This window comes from Pseudomonas sp. RIT-To-2 (assembly GCF_029623465.1).
GTDB lineage: Bacteria > Pseudomonadota > Gammaproteobacteria > Pseudomonadales > Pseudomonadaceae > Aquipseudomonas > Aquipseudomonas silvicola.
In genome coordinates this window covers 1-15,850 of record NZ_JAPYKM010000025.1, presented here as the reverse complement: position 1 = coordinate 15,850, position 15,850 = coordinate 1, and the positions used below count along the sequence as shown (strand labels likewise).

Here is a 15,850-nt window from a genome sequence, read left to right as displayed (position 1 = left end):
TCGTTTATTATTGTTCAGCCACGGCTGCGTGGCAGTGCTAATTGCAACAGGCGCGATTCATCGGCCTGTTCACGCGTCAGTTCACCGGTGAGCGCGCCTTCGCTCATCACCAGAATGCGGTCGCTGATACCCATCACTTCCATCAGGTCACTGGACACCACGATCACCGCGATGCCCTGGGCGGCCAGGTTATGGATGATCTGGTAGATCTCCGACTTGGCGCCGATGTCGATGCCCCGGGTAGGCTCGTCCAGCAGCAACACCTTCATGGGCATCGACAGCCAGCGGCCGAGAATGGCCTTCTGCTGGTTGCCGCCGGACAGGAACATGATCTGCTGCGCCGGGCTGGGCGTCTTGACGTTCATGGCGCTGATCTGCTGGCGAGCGTTTTCCCGTTCCCAGCGCCCCTGCAACAGGCAGCCCAGGTAGGCGTGGCGGCTGCGGGCGCCGATGTTGATGTTCTCGGCGACGCTGGACAGCGGCACGATACCCTCTTTCTTGCGGTCTTCGGGGCACAGCAGGATGCCGGCGTCGATGGCCTGGCGCGGGTTCCTGAGGTGCAAGGCCCGGCCTTCCAGGGCGACGCTGCCGGCACTGTGACGGGCCAGCCCGGACAACAGCCGCAGCAGTTCGGTGCGCCCGGCACCCACCAGGCCGAAGAAGCCCAGCACCTCGCCCTTGCTGACGCTGAAGCTCACCGGTTCCTGCAGGCCAGGACCCAACAGCCCGGTTACCTGCAATGCCACGCCGTGTTGCGCGCGCGGGCGGTAGTCATAGATATCCTGAATATCGCGGCCGACCATACAGGTCACCAGCTGGTCATGGGTCAACTGCGCCATGTCCTCGAACGTGCGCACGAAGCGGCCGTCCTTGAACACCGTGACGGCATCGCAGATGCGGAAAATCTCTTCCATCCGGTGGGACACGTACAGAATCACCCTGCCCTCGTCACGCAGCCGGGTAATGATCGTCATCAAGCGATCTATTTCGCGGGCCGACAGGCTGCTGGTGGGCTCGTCGAACGCGATGACATGGGCATTGCGCGACATGGCCTTGGCGATTTCCACCAGTTGTCGCTGGCCCAGAGACAACTCGCCCAGGCGCGTGGAGGGGTCGATCTCGTCGGCCAGCCCCTTGAGCAGCTCCCGGGCACGGCGCACCATGGCGCCGCGGTTGACCAGGCCGAACCGCGCCGGCATGTGGCCCAGCAGCAGGTTCTCGGCCACGGTCATTTCCGGCACCAGGTGCAACTCCTGGTGAATGACCGCCACACCGCCGGCGATGCTGTCGGCGGCCGACTTGAAGGCCATGGGCTGCTCGCCTATCAGCACCTGGCCGGCGCTGGGGGTATAGGCGCCGCCGAGGATCTTGAGCAGGGTCGACTTGCCCGCGCCGTTCTCGCCCATCAGCGCCAGCACCTGGCCCGGGTGGGCGGTGAAGCTGATGTCGGATAGCGCGCGCACGCCGGGGAAGTTCTTGCCGATGGCGTCGAAGCGCAGGCTGCCGGTGGCGGTTTGTTGTTGTGTTGCCGGGGATGCATGCATGAAAAGTAACCTTCACTGGAACGACGAACCCTGTGGGGCCGGGCGAAGCTCGAGAAGCAGACCGCCGCGGTATACCTGGAAGCGCGAAGCGCCTGCTTCCCGAGCGTCGCCCGGCGCTGCAGAGGCCCCGCATCAATCCGGTCAGCCAGGTATCATTTCCACAGGCCGATCTTGGTCAGCACGTCCTGGAAGTTGGCGCGGGTGATGAGCGTCACGTCGTCCATGGCGGTGTACTTGGGCGGCTCTTTGCCCGTGGTGACCCACTCGTACATCTGCGAGGCCGTGTTGTAGCCTTCCTTGTCCGGGCTTGGCAGCATCGACCCAAAGAAGCCGCTTTTCGGTTTTTTCAGCTCGTCGATGGCGTCGGTGCCGTTGATGCCGATGCCGATCACCTGGTCGGGCTCGAACCCGTTGGAGGCGGTGGCCCGCACGCCACCGAGCACGGTGTTGTCATTCATCCCGCCAATGATCAGGTTTTTAGCACCCCGCGGCAGCTTGGGCAGCGCCGATGAGACGGCGTCGATGCCACCAGGAACGTCGAGGGTTTTCTGCGCGGTTTCCAGGATGTGATCGGCTGGCAGACCCGCTTTTTTCAGCGCGTCGATCGAACCGTCGGTGCGTTTCTTGCCCGTGTCCAGTTCTTTGTAAGTGCTGATGATCGCGTAGGTGTCTTTCCAGTCCCAACTGCGCTTTTTAGCCTCATCGGCCATTGCCGCGCCCTGCTTCTGGCCTACCTCGAAAGCGGCCATGCCCAGGTAAGGCACGTCTTCCATGAACTTGCCGTTGCCGTCGACGAAACGATCATCCACCGCCATGACCTTCAAGTCATTGGCCTTGGCCTTGGCAACGATGGCCTGGCCCAGCCCTACGTCCGGCGGGCAGATGACGAAGCCCTTGGCGCCGTTGGCGGCCAGGCTATCGATAGCAGAGAGGGTTTTCTCACCGTCGGGCACGGCGATCTTGATCAGCTCGAAGCCCTTGTCCTTGGCGGCTTTCTCGGCGAAGGCCCATTCGGTCTGGAACCAGGGTTCCTCGGCCTGCTTGACCAGGAAGCCGATCTTGACCTGATCGGCAGCGAACGCTGTCGACCCCAGGCCCAGCACGGCGGCGGAAACGGCGGCACAGCACAGGGAACGCATCCCATGGCGACTCAACATAGCTAACTCCTTGTTCTTATTTGAAATAGCTACAGCGACCAGCGGTTTGAGTGGCGCACCCGCAAAGGTGCGATTTACAGTCTTAGCATGTAACACGGGGTTTCTATGTAACGTAGTGTCACCTCACCGCTCAGCCGCCGTAGCGATGGCACGGCAGGCCTTGCACGCCCACATCGGCCCATAGCACGGCGCCATCCAGTTCGCCCCCGCCGCCCGCCTGACGCGAACTGGTCACGTACAACCGGGTGAGGTCAGGGCCGCCGAACACACAACTGGTGGGGTGCTCCACTGGCAATTCGACTATACGGTCCAAACTTCCATCAGGGGCAAAGCGCAGCAGGCAGTGGCCGCCCCAGCGCGCATTCCATACGTAGCCATCGGTGTCCATGGCCGAGCCATCGGGATCGCCTCGTGGGTGCTCCGCCGCCCAGGGCTGGCGAGGGCCTGGAAGTCCATCGGCGCCCAAGGGGTAACGGTAGATCACCCCGTCGAGGGTATCGGCACTCAACAGCGCACCGCCATCGGCGGTCCACAGCAGCGTATTGACGATGCCCTGCTCGCTCAGCACCGCCTTGACGTCACGCTGATGGTCAATACGAAACAACCCACCGCTGCGGCGCTCAAGCGGCAGGTCGCCGCCTTCGGTATCCAGGTTGTTCTGCATACTGCCCAGCCACAGCCGGCCCTGGGGGTCGCACCGCGCTTCGTTGGCCCGGTTGCCCGGCACCGGGTCGGGTTGGCATAACAGTGTCAGTTTCGGCGCGTGGCCGGGAGACGCCAGGTCCAGACGATGGACGCCACTGGCCAGGGTCACCAGCGCATCGCCCGCCTGGGTGGGAATGAACGCCGAAACCGGCTCGCTCAGTTGCCAGGTGTGCAGTTCGCCGCCCAGCAAGCGGCACGCCTTGAAGCCGGCGATGTCGACCCAGTAAAGGCCTTGGGTGGGCGCGTCCCAGAACGCGCCTTCGGCGAGTCGGTAACGCACGGGGGTAAGTGCCTGCCAATTCATGTCACGCCCTTCGATTGTTTTTATTGTTGGTGCTGACGCTTGAGTACTGTGTTTTGCCTACTAAATAGTATTACCATTTATTTTTCAAGTGATGTTTTTTCGACTATAAAGGCTCTCTGAAGCAAAAAAACAGGTAAATAGTCTGACCAATAGACCGGAAATTTCCGAAAGCATCCGCCAAAACAACAAAAAGGAAGGCTTACCATGCATACCCCCCTCACCCTTGCCAGCCTCGGACTCTCGATCATGATGGCGACCCTCAGCGCCCAGGCCGCCGGCCTGACCAGCGAACGCAGCAGTTTCGGCAGCTTGCCCGATGGCACCGCCATCGAGAAATACACCCTGCGCAACAGCCATGGCATGCAGGCCACCATTATTACCTACGGCGGCATCTTGCAGTCGCTGCTGGTGCCCGACAAACACGGCAAGGCGGCCGACGTGGTGCTGGGCTTTGATGACCTCAAGGGTTACCAGGCCAACCCCACCGTGTATTTCGGCGCCACCATCGGCCGGTATGGCAACCGCCTGGCCGAGGGGCGCTTCAGCCTGGACGGCAAGAGCTTCCAGGTGCCCACCAACGACGGCCCCAATTCGCTGCACGGCGGTACCCAGGGTTTCGACAAGCATGTGTGGAAAGCACAGCCGGCCAAGACCGGCGATAGCGTCGGCGTGACCCTGACCTACGTGTCGGCCGACGGCGAGATGGGCTTTCCCGGCACCTTGAACACCCAGGTCACCTACAGCCTCAATGACAAGAACGAGCTGCGCATCGACTACCATGCCACCACTGACAAACCGACGGTGCTCAACCTCACCAACCATAGCTACTTCAACCTGGCAGGGGCTGGCGACGGCGATATCCTCAAGCAGGTAGCCACGGTGCATGGCGCCCATTACACCCCGGTGACCGCCAAACTGATTCCCACCGGCGAACTGGCCCCCGTGGCCGGCACCCCAATGGACTTCCTCAAGCCCACGGCCTTTGGTGCACACATCAAGGATGACCACCCACAGTTGAAGTTCGCGGAGCCCAAGCAAGGCGGCTTTGATTTCAACTGGGTACTGGATACCCACGGCGACGTGAAGAAACTGGCTACCGAGGTAACGGACCCGAGCTCAGGTCGGGTGCTGCAGTTCTACACCACTGAGCCAGGGGTGCAGTTGTACACGGCGAACTTCCTGGATGGCAGCATCCACGGCAAGGGCGGCAAGGTGTACCCGCACTGGGGCGCGTTCACGCTGGAAGCCCAGCATTATCCTGACTCGCCGAACCAGGCGGCGTTCCCCACCACACGGCTGGATCCGGGCAAGGCTTATACCCAGACCACCGTGTTCAAGTTCAGCGCCAAGTAGCGGGTTGCGGGGGCATGCGGTGGGCCTGATGGTGTGTAGTGTCAGGCGCGGCCAGGTCCGCCGCTACGCGGACCCTGTAACGCGGTTTTAACCAGCAGGGCCTATACCGGCGTGTGCTTGGGATGCGCCGGCGCCGCGGCCACAGGGTCAGCCTTGGCCGGCGGCGTGGGGTTGGCGTATTCGGGCTTGAGGTGGCCGTTCTGGTCCAGCAGCCAGGCGTCCATGATCTGCCGCACCACCGGGCCAGCCACACGCCCCCCGGCCTCGCCGTTTTCGATCATCACCGATACCACGATCTTCGGGTGTTCCGCAGGTGCGAAGCCGACGAACAAGGCGTTGTCGCGGTTGCGCTCCAGGGTCTTGAGGCGGTTGTAACGCTCACCCTGCTTGATCGCCACTACCTGCGCCGTGCCACTCTTGCCGGCGATGCGGTACTGGGCGCCCTGGGCTGCCGCACGGGCGATGCCGCGCGGGTCGTGCATCACCAGCTGCATGCCGTGGTTCACCTGCTCCCAGTACTGGTTGTTGCGCAGCACGATGTTGGGCATCGGGTTATCGTCCACGGGTGCCACGCCACCGACCGTGTCGGCCAGGTGTGGGCGGCGCCATACGCCCTTGGCGGCAATCAGGCTGGTGGCCTGGGCCAGCTGCAACGGCGTGACCTGCATGTAGCCCTGGCCGATACCCAGAATCAGCGTTTCGCCCGGGAACCAGGCCTGGCGACGGGTGGCGCGCTTCCACGCCGGTGACGGCATCAGGCCGGGCGCTTCCTCGTACATGTCCATGGACACTTTCTGACCCAGGCCGAACTTGGTCAGGTAGTCGTGCAGGCGGTCGACGCCCAGCTTGTGGGCCAGGTCGTAGAAGTAGGTGTCGTTTGAGCGCATGATGGCCGCGTCCATGTCCACCCAGCCGTCACCACTGTGGTTCCAGTTGCGGTATTTGTGGTCGTAGTTGGGCAGCTCGTAGTAACCGGGGTCGAACACCCGTGACTGGGCGGTAGTGGCGCCACTGTCGAGGCCGGCGATGGCCACTTCCGGCTTGATGGTGGAACCTGGTGCGTACAGGCCGCGCAGGGCCCGGTTGAACAGCGGTCGGTCGATGGAATCGCGCAGCGCCGCGTATTGCTTGAAACTGATGCCGGTCACGAACAGGTTAGGGTCAAAGGCCGGCTTGCTGACCATCGCCAGCACCTCGCCGGTGTCGGGGTCGATGCACACCACCGAGCCCCGGCGATCGCCCAGGGCATCCTCGGCGGCTTGCTGCAGGTGCGAATCAAGGCTCAGTACGATGTTCTTGCCCGGTACCGGGTCGGTGTGGCGCAGTACCCGCATCACCCGGCCCTGGGCGTTGGTTTCCACTTCTTCGTAGCCCACGTGGCCATGCAGCTGGGCCTCGTAGAAACGCTCGATACCGGTCTTGCCCACCGACTGGGTGCCGCGGTATTCGGTCTGGTCCAGGGTCTTGGACTCTTTTTCGTTGATTCGCCCCACGTAGCCCACCGAATGGGCGAAATGCGCGCCCATCGGGTACTCGCGCACGAACTGCGCCTCTACGTCGATGCCTGGCAGCAGGTACTGGTTGACGGCGATCTTGGCGATCTGCTCCTCGGTCAACTCGTACATCAGCGTCACCGGCTCAAACGGGTGGCGTACGCGCTTGAGTTCCTTGTCGAACTGTTTGCGGTCATCGTCGGTGAGGCTGAGCACCTGCACCACTTCGTCCAGCACCTTCTTGTAGTCCCCTGCCCGCTCCCGGGTTAGGGTCATGTTGAAACTGGGCCGGTTGGTGGCCAGTACCACACCGTTGCGGTCATAGATGACGCCGCGCTCGGGCGGAATGGGCAACACGTGGACGCGGTTGTTCTCGGAAATGGTGGAGTGGTAAGCGAACTCGATGACCTGGAGGAAATACAGGCGCCCCACCAGGGCGAAACTCAGGGCCAGCACAAAGACCGCGCACGCGACCAGACGCCGGTTGACCAGGCGCTTCTCGTTTTCGTGGTCTTTCAAGGGAATGGGTTGTGGCATTGAACCGCTCTGACGACAAAAAATGAAAAAACAGCAGTCCCCGAACACCTCGACACGCCTGCCAGAAAAGAGCAAACGCCGGTTTCAGGGGGTGAAACGCCCTCCGGGCGCGTAGGAAAAAGAGACAAATGCCGTAGGCAGCACGCTCGGCGTGCGCGATGTTAACGAATGCAGCCGGTGTGCCTCAAGGCTGATGTCCCGCGGGGCGACGTATCACCCGCCGGGGGGAGCACATTATGCCGGGTTTGGTGGATCCCTTTAAGTGACATTTCTCGCTGGCGGGTTGCAGGGGACGCGGCGGCGCTGAATGGGTTGAATCTGATACTGCGCGGTGCAGGTGACGCGGCCAGGTCCGCTGCTACGGGGCCCGGGAGCGCTCACTGGCCAGGGTGAACATCCTGGCATAACGCAGCGTGGCATTGGCGTGCTCGCTCATCAACGCCTCCGCACGGGTAGCCTGGCGGCTGGCCAGGGCATCGACGATGGCATGGTGTTGCATGTGCGAGAAGTTGAAACGCCGATACTCGCCCGCAAGGTCCTTGGAATCGGCCATCAGCGCCGCCACCGAGGCAAACGGCAAGTGGGCCAGGCGGGCCAGGGCCTGGGCAATGGCCGGGTTGCCACTGGCCTCGACGATGACGCGGTGAAAACGCAGGTTGAGCTCGTCGTAAGCCTGCAGGTCTTCGTCGGTCAGGTGGCCTTTGGTGAACAGGGCGTCGCCCAGGGTCAGGCATTCCTCCAGCACCTTCAGGTCCGCGACCGACAGCCCGCGCTCGGCAGCTTGCCGTGCCGCGAGCCCTTCCAGTACCCCACGCACTTGCACCGCGCCGGCCACATCCTCGGCACTGACCTGGCGCACCTGGTAGCCGCGGCCACCGTGCTGCACCAGCAGGCCCTCCTGTTCCAGGGTGCGAAAGGCCAGGCGCACGGGCGTACGCGACACCTCCAGCTGCTGCGCGACCGTCACCTCGAACACCCGCTCACCCGCGGCCAGTTCCCCGGCCGCGATCATCTTGCGCAGCGCAATCAATACCCGTTGCTCAGGTTTATTCATTTCATGTCGTCCACCCTAAGTGCGCGAGCATGATAAACCAGATCAGGCCAGGTCTTGGGGCAGCTTCACCTGTTGCTTGGTGGCGGCGAAAATCGACCAGCTGGACATGAACAACGCCGCGATCAGCGGCCCGATCACGAAGCCGTTGAGGCCGAAGACCGCCAGGCCACCCAGGGTCGAGACCAGAATCAGGTAGTCGGGCATGCGTGTGTCCTTGCCCACCACGATAGGGCGCAGCACATTGTCGACCATGCCGATCACCAACAGCCCATAGCCCGTCAGCAAGGCGCCCTGCCAGATCTGCCCGTTGAGCAGGAAGAACGCGGCTACCGGCGCCCACACCGCCCCGGCCCCTACCGCTGGCAGCAACGACATGAAGGCCATGACCACCGCCCACAGCAACGCGCTGGGAATGTCGAGGAACCAGAAAATCAGGCCGCCCAACGCCCCCTGTACAACAGCCATCAACAGGTTGCCCTTGACCGTGGCGCGCACCACCCGGTTGAACTTCAACTGCAGGCGGCGCTTCTGGTGCTCCGCCAACGGCACGGCCGTGCGAATGCGGCGGACCAGGTCGGGGCCGTCGCGCAGGAAGAAGAACAGCAGGTAAAGCATGATGCCGAAGCTGATCAGGAAGTCGAACGTGCCCTGGCCGAAGCTGAATGCCTGGCTGGCGAAGTACTGGCTGCCCTGCAACGCCCATTTGCTGATCTTGTCCCGCAGGCCCTCCATGTTGCCCATGCCCATGCGGTCGGCCAGGTGTTGCAGGGAGTCGGGCAGCGCATGCTTGAATTGGGTAATGTAGCCAGCGATGTCCAACTGCCCGCTTTCGATGTTGTGGTACAGCGACGTGCCCTCCTGCACCAGCAGGGCACTGACGATGATGACCGGCAAGATGGCGATGACCAGGCAGATGAGTAGCGTGGCCAGGGCGCCCAGGTTGCGCCGCCGGTTGAATTTGAGGGTCAGGCGCCGTTGCAGCGGCGCGAATACGATACCGAGGATAACCGCCCAGAAGATGGCCCCGTAGAAAGGCAGCATGATCCAGATGAACGCCAGGGTAACCAGGGTGAGCAGCACCATCAGGGCTTTGTGTTGCAGAAGAGTTTCGTTCATGTCCGGTCCATGTCAGTCAACGCGGTGCGGCGGTGGCCGCACAGGCGTTAGGCAACGGATCGGCGGAGGAGTTTAGCGGTTGATGTCCGTCGCGCGCGGGGGCAGGCCAATGCGCACCCGCAAGCCGCCCAGGGGGCTGGCGAGCAGTTCCAGGGTTCCCCCCCAGGCATCGACGATGTCGCGAACGATACCCAGCCCCAGGCCATGGCCGCTGACCTGTTCATCCAGCCGCGCCCCGCGGTTGAGCACGGCCTCGCGCCGTGGCTCGGGGATGCCGGGGCCATCGTCGTCCACCTCGATCAGGTAGCCGAGGTCGCGGCGCGTCAACGTCAGGCGCACGTCGCTGTCCGCCCATTTGCAGGCGTTGTCCAGCAGGTTGCCCAGTACTTCTAGCAGGTCCTCCCGGTCCCACGGCAGCTTGAGGCCTGGCGGCTGGTGAGTGCTGATGTGCAACTCTTCACCGTGGATCATGCGCAGCGTGGCCAGCAGGCCCGGCAGTTCCTGGGCGCAGTCGAACAATTCGCCTGGCAAGGCATCCCCCGCCAGGCGGGCACGGTTGAGCTCGCGGCCCAGACGTTGCTCGATCTGCTCCAACTGCTCGCGCAGGGCTTTGGCCAAGGCGGGCTGGCCCGCCAGGCGCTCGCCAGCCACCAGGCTGAACAGCACCGCCATGGGAGTTTTCAGCGCATGCCCCAGGTTGCCCAGGGCATGGCGCGAGCGGCGCAGGCTGTCTTCGGTATGGGCCAGCAAGTGGTTGACCTGCGCCACCAGCGGCTCAAGCTCCACGGGCACCTGGGTATCCAGCTGGGAGCGCTGGCCCTGTTGCAACTGGGCGATCTGCTCACGGGCGCGCTCCAGCGGCCGCAACGCCCGCTTGACCGTCAGGCGCTGCAGCACCAGGATCAGCACCAGCGCCGCCAGGCCCATGCCCAGGCCGATGCGCTGCAAGCGCTGGAAGCTGTCGCGTACCGGTGTGTAGTCCTGGGCCACGCTGATGGACAGTGCCTGGCCCAGCCGCTTGTAATCGGCGCGCAGCACCAGCAGCCACTGCCCTTCCGGGCCCAGGGTAAGGTCGGAATGCAGGCCGACGGCGTCGGGCTGGGGAAACTCCTGGTCCCAGAGCGAACGGGAACGCCAATGGGCGTCGGCGAAGTCGATACGAAAATAGTGTCCGGAAAACGGCCGCTCATAAGCCGGGGACATGCGCCGGTCATCCAACTGCAGGCCATCGGGGCCCCGCACCAGGGCGACCACCAGGTTTTCGCTCTCGTTGCGCAGGCCCGCTTCCAGGTAACGCTGCAGCCCCATTTCGAACAACCACAGGCTAAGTTGCGCCACCGCCACGCCGACCACCACCAGCACGCTGATCAGGCCGACACTCAACCGCCCCTGGATGGACTTCAAGCGGCGCCCGCCCCGAACAGGTAACCCTGGCCGCGCCGTGTTTCGATCACCGCGCGCCCCAGCTTGCGGCGCAGGTGGTTGACGTGGACTTCCAGCACGTTGGAATCGCGCTCGGTCTCACCGTCGTAGAGGTGCTCGGCCAGGTGGCCCTTGGACAGGATCTGCCCGGGGTGCAGCATGAAGTAGCGCAACAGGCGAAACTCCGCCGCCGTGAGCTGCACGTCGGTATCGGCCTGACGGACGCACTGGCGGCTTTCGTCCAGGTGCAGGCCCGCGGCCTGCAACGTCGGCTGGTTGGCCACCCCGCGCGCGCGGCGCAGCAGGCCCTGGACGCGCAAGTGCAACTCCTCGGGATGAAAGGGCTTGCTCAGGTAATCGTCGGCGCCGGCTTTCAGCCCGACGATGCGCTCGGCCCAGGAGCCACGGGCGGTCAGCACCAGCACCGGCACGGCGACGCCGCCAGCGCGCCACTGGGCCAGTACCTCGAGCCCCGGCAGGCCAGGCAGCCCCAGGTCGAGAATGATCAGGTCGTAGGGTTCCACGGACCCTTGGTAAACGGCATCGCGGCCATCGGCCAGCCAGTCGACGGCGTAGCCTTGAGCCTTGAGCCCGGCCGCCAGCTCATCGGCCAGGGGCACGTTGTCTTCCACCAGCAGCAAACGCATCAGTCGTCTTCCTTGTCCTTGAGCACGTCCCCGTTCGCGGCGTGCAGCTTGATCTCGCGTACCACGCCGTCGGGGGTCAGCAACTCCACTTCATAGGTATAGACACCGTGATGTTCCTCAAGCTCAGCTTCCAGCAGCTTGGCGCCAGGGTAGCGGTCCATGGCCTTCTGCAGCAATTGCTCAAGGGGCAGGATGACCCCGGCCTGGCGCAGCAGCAAGGCTTCGTCCTGCCCCAGGTCGTGGGCGCCGGCATGGGGGCTGGCCAGGCAACAGCAGGCGGCCAGGGCCAGCAGCGGGCCCCGCCGGTGAGTGTTGTTCATCAGGTGTCCTGGTGGTCCTTGAGGATCTCGCCAGTGACAGCATCCAGTTCCAGGTCCCACTCGACACCCTTGGCGTCGCGCAGCTCTACCTGATACAGGTACTTGCCATAGGATTCCTCGAGTTCGGTTTCCTTGACTGTGGTGCCGGGGTGACGAGCGATTGCGGCGGCGTTGAGTTTCTCGAACGACTGGATGGTACCAGCGTCGCGCAGGCGCAACGCTTCGTCGGGGCCCAGGTCGCGAGCCTGGACGGCAGTAGCGCCGAGGGCCAGGGTGACGGTGGTGATCAGGGCAGTCAACTGTTTCATGGGTAGCTCCGTGGCTCAATAAGTGTTTACGGAGCCAAGGCTAACCGGACCAACTTAATTGAAGCTGAAAGTGAAAGGCCATCACCCTAACGGATAGCCGAAAGAGGTGCAGCCAGACATGGACCAAAGTTTTGTAGGAAATATCCTTTGCGAAAGAATCACGGGATGACCCGACGTGCAGGTGAGCGGTTGAAGCTCGAAAAGCTCGCTGACAAGCCAGCGCCTGCCTGCTTCATCGGCCTGAAACATACGGTTCATGCACCACCTGGAAGGCCAGGCCGTGCAAAGCCAAGGCGAAATGCAGTAAATTCACCTGCCCCGCATGAGATCCTTCAATGAGCGCCATCCACGTCAAATCCCCGTCCCTGACCTTGAAGGCCGGCCACCAGGCCCTGACCCGCATCCGCGAGCGTGGCCTGCAGCCTGGCGACGTGGGCACCCTGCCCGGCGCCGCGGGTGGCCCCAAGGCCCTGGGGATTCAAGGGCTGGACCTGGCGCTGTTTGGCGAGTGGTTGCCACGGGCCACGCGCGAACGTTCACTGATAGGGGCATCGATCGGCTCCTGGCGCTTCGCCAGCGCCTGCCTGCCGGACCCGGTTGCCGGCCTGCGCCTGCTCGGGCGCCTTTACAACGAACAGAGCTTCGCCAAGGGCGTGACCATGGCCGAAGTCAGCCAGAGCTGCCACCGCATGCTCGACGAACTGCTGGCTGGACAGGATGCGCGGGTACTGGACAATGCCCACTACCGCCTGAACATCATGGTGGTGCGCAGCCACGGCCGCCTGGCCCTGGACCACCGCGGCCACCTGGGCCTGGGCCTGGGGTCGGTGATCGCCGACAACCTGCGCGGCCGCTCCCGCCTGTCCCGACATTTCGAACGGGTCATCCTCCACGACAAACGCCTGGCCCCGCCGTTGAACGGGTTGACCGACTTCCCTTCGCGCTGCCTGCCACTGGACCTGGGCAACCTGCGCCAGGCGCTCCTGGCGTCTGGCTCCATCCCCATGGTCATGGAGGGCGTACGTGACATTCCCGGTGCGGGCGCCGGCACGTTCCGTGATGGGGGCCTGCTGGATTACCACCTGGATCTGCCTTATAGCGGTGAAGACATCGTGCTGTATCCGCACTTCACCGACAAGGTCATCCCCGGCTGGTTCGACAAGGCGCTGCCGTGGCGCCGCGGTGATGCCCAGCGCCTGCGCAACGTGCTCTTGCTGGCCCCCTCCACCGACTACCTGGCGCGGCTGCCGTATGGAAAATTACCCGATCGCAGTGATTTCAAGCGCTTCATGGGGCAGGACAAGGCGCGCCAGGACTATTGGCGAACGGCAATGAGTGAAAGCCGGCGGCTGGGCGACGAGTTTCTCGAATTGGTTGAACGGGGCCGACTGGGGGATGCGCTGCAAGCGCTCTGAGTTACTGGTAGACTAGGCGATTGCATTGGCTTTTTCGGGTTCATGACACCGTGGAAATTTTCAAAGAGTTCACCTTCGAATCGGCTCACCGCCTGCCGCACGTTCCCGAAGGGCACAAATGCGGCCGTTTGCACGGCCATTCCTTCAAGGTCGCGCTGCACCTCACCGGTCCGGTCGACCCGCACACCGGCTGGATTCGCGATTTCTCCGAGATCAAGGCAATCTTCAAGCCCTTGTACGAACAGCTCGACCATAATTACCTGAATGACATCCCAGGCCTGGAAAACCCTACCAGCGAAGTGCTGGCCAAGTGGATATGGACGCAGGTAAAGCCATTGCTGCCTGAGCTGTCGAAAGTACGCATTCACGAAACCTGCACCAGCGGCTGTGAATACTACGGCGACTGATCCCCATGCGGCTCCTGAAAAACCACCCCTGCGGTGGTTTTTTTGTGCCCTGGGCTGCGACATCCTGCCGCAGTTCTGGTCGGTAATCGCCCGAATCTTGATTTCAGCCCTCAAGGCTAGCAATAGGCCAGCGATATAGAGAGAGCGGATCACTCTGATAACAACAACCCAGATGCACTCCTCCGCCTCAGGATGAGTGAAGAGTCCGCGTCCTCTTTCGATCCCTGGAGTTGATCGTCATGTTTCGTCACCTCAGCATCCGAACAGGCATGTGCGCCATCCTCGTTCTGTTTGTCACTGCCCTGCTCTTTTCCACCTTGAGTGCCTGGCATAGCGCCGAGCAAAGCGACGCGCAGGTGCAGGAGTTGCACCGTACCGCCCTGGCAGCCGACCGCTTGAACAACGCACTGCTCATGGCCATCCGCACCAGTGCCAACGTGTCCTCGGCGTTTCTGGAGAACCTGGGTGGCCAGCATGATGCCTCTGCGGCACGGCTCACGCGCTCAGAAGAAATCTGGCGCTCGTCCGCCCAGTTGGTGGACCACTTCGGTCAGTCACTGGAGCCACAGAACACCCCATTGGGGTTGCAGCTGGAACAATCGTTCGTCGAGTACGGCAAAGCCATCGAGGCCCAGCGCGCAGCTACCCGTGCCAACGACCTGGCCGCTTATTTCACCGCCAACCAGCTGGCCTCCACGGCCATGGGCAAGCTACAGGACCAACGCAATACCTTGATGCAGGCGTTGAACGACCGCAGCACCACCTTGATGGCCTTGACCGACAGCCGCCTGAAACAGGCCACGGGCACGGCCATATTGCTGCTAGTGATCACTGTCCTGCTGGCCGTCTGCTGCTGGAGCTTCATCCTGGTACGCGTATTGCGCCCGCTGGAGCTGGCAGGGCAACACTTCAAGCGTATCGCCGCTGGCGATCTGCGTGAGCCTATCGAAGTCAATAGCCGCAATGAAATAGGGGAGCTGTTCGCCGAGCTTGGCCGCATGCAGGACAGCCAGCGCCAGACGATCTCCCACATCAGCACCTCGGCCCAGCAATTGGCCGCAGCGGCGCAGCAACTCAATGCGGTCACGGACGCCTCCAGCCGGGGCGTACAGCAACAGGACCAGGAGCTGGAACAGGCCGCCACGGCTGTCACGGAAATGACCACGGCGGTTGAAGAGGTAGCGCGCAACGCGGTGTCGACCTCCGAGGCGGCCGAAGCGTCCAATGCTCTGTCCCGGCAAAGCCGTCAGCAGGTGCAGGACACCATCGAAGGCACTCATGCCATGGCTGCCGATATCCAGGGTAGCGCGGAATTGATTCAGACCCTGGCGGGCGAAACACGCGAGATCGGCAAGGTGCTTGATGTCATCCGCGCAGTGTCTGAGCAAACCAACCTGCTGGCCCTCAATGCCGCGATCGAAGCCGCACGCGCCGGTGAGGCGGGACGGGGTTTCGCGGTGGTGGCCGACGAGGTGCGCACCCTCGCCCACCGGACGCAGGAGTCCACTCGGGAAATTGAACAGATGATCGTGCGGTTGCAGAACGGTACCGAGGCGGCGGTGAACTCGATGCGCTCCAGCACCGAGAAAGCCCAGCAGAACCTGACGTTGACCCAATCCTGTGGGGAGGTGCTGGAGCAGATCTACAGTGCCATTGGCGAAATCAACGAGCGCAACCTGGTCATTGCCAGTGCGGCGCAGGAACAGTCCCATGTGGCGCGGGAGGTTGACCATAACCTGATCAACATCCGCAACCTGTCGATCCAGTCATCCCAGGGCGCTAGCCAGACCAGCGCGGCGAGCCGTGAAATGACGGCACTGGCCAATGAGCTGACGGGGTTGGTAGCGAGGTTCAGGGCCTGAGCGCAGGTGGCCAAACCACCCTTCGGGGTGGTTTTTTGTGACTGTAGAACGCTACCTCGGAGCAGTGCACGAAGCGCCTGATAATGCTGTGGGCGGTGTCTGGGCAGTGTGCCTGATGATTGAGCGGCTGGTTCAGTAGCGGCCTGATGCTACGGATGCGGCCTTCCCGAGCTTCGCCCGGTCCCACATGGAAAGCTGTTGCGCCC

General features: G+C 63.2%; 14 protein-coding genes and 1 pseudogene. 5 read left to right on the top strand and 10 right to left on the bottom strand.

Annotation, left to right across the window (positions count from 1 at the left end; genetic code table 11):
- Positions 1–14: 14 nt before the first annotated feature.
- The 3 genes from araG to QBK88_RS20570 all read right to left on the bottom strand — a co-directional run bounded on the left by araG (position 15) and on the right by QBK88_RS20570 (position 3,710).
- Positions 15–1,544, bottom strand: a complete 1,530-nt coding sequence (araG, locus tag QBK88_RS20580) for an L-arabinose ABC transporter ATP-binding protein AraG (RefSeq protein WP_277963496.1) — start codon at positions 1,542–1,544, stop codon at positions 15–17.
- A 152-nt stretch (positions 1,545–1,696) separates the two neighbouring features.
- Positions 1,697–2,701: a substrate-binding domain-containing protein gene (locus QBK88_RS20575; protein ID WP_277963495.1), complete on the bottom strand. Its 1,005-nt coding sequence runs from the start codon at positions 2,699–2,701 to the stop codon at positions 1,697–1,699.
- 130 nt (positions 2,702–2,831) lie between these two features.
- The gene (locus QBK88_RS20570) at positions 2,832–3,710 is read right to left on the bottom strand and encodes an SMP-30/gluconolactonase/LRE family protein (RefSeq protein ID WP_277963494.1); all 879 of its coding nucleotides are present in this window, start codon (positions 3,708–3,710) and stop codon (positions 2,832–2,834) included.
- 204 nt (positions 3,711–3,914) lie between these two features.
- Between QBK88_RS20570 and QBK88_RS20565 the strand changes: the two genes are divergently transcribed.
- Positions 3,915–5,063 (top strand): aldose epimerase family protein, encoded by a 1,149-nt coding sequence (locus QBK88_RS20565; protein WP_277963493.1) that lies wholly within the window; start codon positions 3,915–3,917, stop codon positions 5,061–5,063.
- A gap of 101 nt (positions 5,064–5,164) precedes the next feature.
- On the opposite strand, the gene mrdA is transcribed toward QBK88_RS20565, so the two are convergent.
- From mrdA to QBK88_RS20530, 7 genes are all read right to left on the bottom strand, one after another.
- Positions 5,165–7,093, bottom strand: coding sequence for a penicillin-binding protein 2 (mrdA, locus tag QBK88_RS20560; RefSeq protein WP_277963492.1), 1,929 nt, complete (start codon positions 7,091–7,093; stop codon positions 5,165–5,167).
- 358 nt (positions 7,094–7,451) lie between these two features.
- Complete coding sequence (locus tag QBK88_RS20555) at positions 7,452–8,147, bottom strand: GntR family transcriptional regulator (RefSeq protein WP_277963491.1); 696 nt, start codon at positions 8,145–8,147, stop codon at positions 7,452–7,454.
- Positions 8,148–8,189: 42 nt separating this feature from the next.
- Entirely contained in the window at positions 8,190–9,263 is a 1,074-nt protein-coding gene (locus QBK88_RS20550) for an AI-2E family transporter (protein WP_277963490.1), read from the bottom strand.
- Positions 9,264–9,335: 72 nt separating this feature from the next.
- Positions 9,336–10,667, bottom strand: a complete 1,332-nt coding sequence (locus tag QBK88_RS20545; RefSeq protein ID WP_277963489.1) for an ATP-binding protein — start codon at positions 10,665–10,667, stop codon at positions 9,336–9,338.
- Positions 10,664–11,332 (bottom strand): response regulator transcription factor, encoded by a 669-nt coding sequence (locus tag QBK88_RS20540; protein ID WP_277963488.1) that lies wholly within the window; start codon positions 11,330–11,332, stop codon positions 10,664–10,666. Before QBK88_RS20540 ends, QBK88_RS20545 begins: the two co-directional genes overlap by 4 nt.
- The gene (locus QBK88_RS20535; RefSeq protein ID WP_277963487.1) at positions 11,332–11,652 is read right to left on the bottom strand and encodes a PepSY domain-containing protein; all 321 of its coding nucleotides are present in this window, start codon (positions 11,650–11,652) and stop codon (positions 11,332–11,334) included. The genes QBK88_RS20540 and QBK88_RS20535 overlap by 1 nt, the downstream gene beginning before the upstream one ends.
- The gene (locus QBK88_RS20530) at positions 11,652–11,960 is read right to left on the bottom strand and encodes a PepSY domain-containing protein (RefSeq protein ID WP_268142905.1); all 309 of its coding nucleotides are present in this window, start codon (positions 11,958–11,960) and stop codon (positions 11,652–11,654) included. The genes QBK88_RS20535 and QBK88_RS20530 overlap by 1 nt, the downstream gene beginning before the upstream one ends.
- Positions 11,961–12,295: 335 nt before the next feature.
- Here QBK88_RS20530 and QBK88_RS20525 point away from each other — a divergent pair, with 335 nt between their 5' ends.
- The 4 genes and pseudogenes from QBK88_RS20525 (at position 12,296) to QBK88_RS30940 (ending at position 15,644) form a co-directional block, all read left to right on the top strand.
- Entirely contained in the window at positions 12,296–13,375 is a 1,080-nt protein-coding gene (locus QBK88_RS20525) for a patatin-like phospholipase family protein (RefSeq protein WP_277963486.1), read from the top strand.
- Between the two features lie 50 nt (positions 13,376–13,425).
- Positions 13,426–13,782: a 6-carboxytetrahydropterin synthase QueD gene (gene queD, locus QBK88_RS20520; protein WP_277963485.1), complete on the top strand. Its 357-nt coding sequence runs from the start codon at positions 13,426–13,428 to the stop codon at positions 13,780–13,782.
- Positions 13,783–14,021: 239 nt separating this feature from the next.
- Positions 14,022–14,783: pseudogene (locus QBK88_RS30945) on the top strand (Tar ligand binding domain-containing protein); the annotation flags it as partial.
- Complete coding sequence (locus QBK88_RS30940) at positions 14,781–15,644, top strand: methyl-accepting chemotaxis protein (RefSeq protein ID WP_445764971.1); 864 nt, start codon at positions 14,781–14,783, stop codon at positions 15,642–15,644. The pseudogene QBK88_RS30945 and the gene QBK88_RS30940, both read left to right, overlap by 3 nt.
- The last annotated feature ends 206 nt before the right edge of the window (positions 15,645–15,850 follow it).

What these genes read in the sequence shown, in the direction of transcription:
- araG (WP_277963496.1), bottom strand. Translation starts at nt 1,544, where the DNA reads ATGCATGCATCCCCGGCAACACAACAACAAACCGCCACCGGCAGCCTG.
- QBK88_RS20575 (WP_277963495.1), bottom strand. Translation starts at nt 2,701, where the DNA reads ATGTTGAGTCGCCATGGGATGCGTTCCCTGTGCTGTGCCGCCGTTTCC.
- QBK88_RS20570 (WP_277963494.1), bottom strand. Translation starts at nt 3,710, where the DNA reads ATGAATTGGCAGGCACTTACCCCCGTGCGTTACCGACTCGCCGAAGGC.
- QBK88_RS20565 (WP_277963493.1), top strand. Translation starts at nt 3,915, where the DNA reads ATGCATACCCCCCTCACCCTTGCCAGCCTCGGACTCTCGATCATGATG.
- mrdA (WP_277963492.1), bottom strand. Translation starts at nt 7,093, where the DNA reads ATGCCACAACCCATTCCCTTGAAAGACCACGAAAACGAGAAGCGCCTG.
- QBK88_RS20555 (WP_277963491.1), bottom strand. Translation starts at nt 8,147, where the DNA reads ATGAATAAACCTGAGCAACGGGTATTGATTGCGCTGCGCAAGATGATC.
- QBK88_RS20550 (WP_277963490.1), bottom strand. Translation starts at nt 9,263, where the DNA reads ATGAACGAAACTCTTCTGCAACACAAAGCCCTGATGGTGCTGCTCACC.
- QBK88_RS20540 (WP_277963488.1), bottom strand. Translation starts at nt 11,332, where the DNA reads ATGCGTTTGCTGCTGGTGGAAGACAACGTGCCCCTGGCCGATGAGCTG.
- QBK88_RS20535 (WP_277963487.1), bottom strand. Translation starts at nt 11,652, where the DNA reads ATGAACAACACTCACCGGCGGGGCCCGCTGCTGGCCCTGGCCGCCTGC.
- QBK88_RS20530 (WP_268142905.1), bottom strand. Translation starts at nt 11,960, where the DNA reads ATGAAACAGTTGACTGCCCTGATCACCACCGTCACCCTGGCCCTCGGC.
- QBK88_RS20525 (WP_277963486.1), top strand. Translation starts at nt 12,296, where the DNA reads ATGAGCGCCATCCACGTCAAATCCCCGTCCCTGACCTTGAAGGCCGGC.
- QBK88_RS30940 (WP_445764971.1), top strand. Translation starts at nt 14,781, where the DNA reads ATGCAGGACAGCCAGCGCCAGACGATCTCCCACATCAGCACCTCGGCC.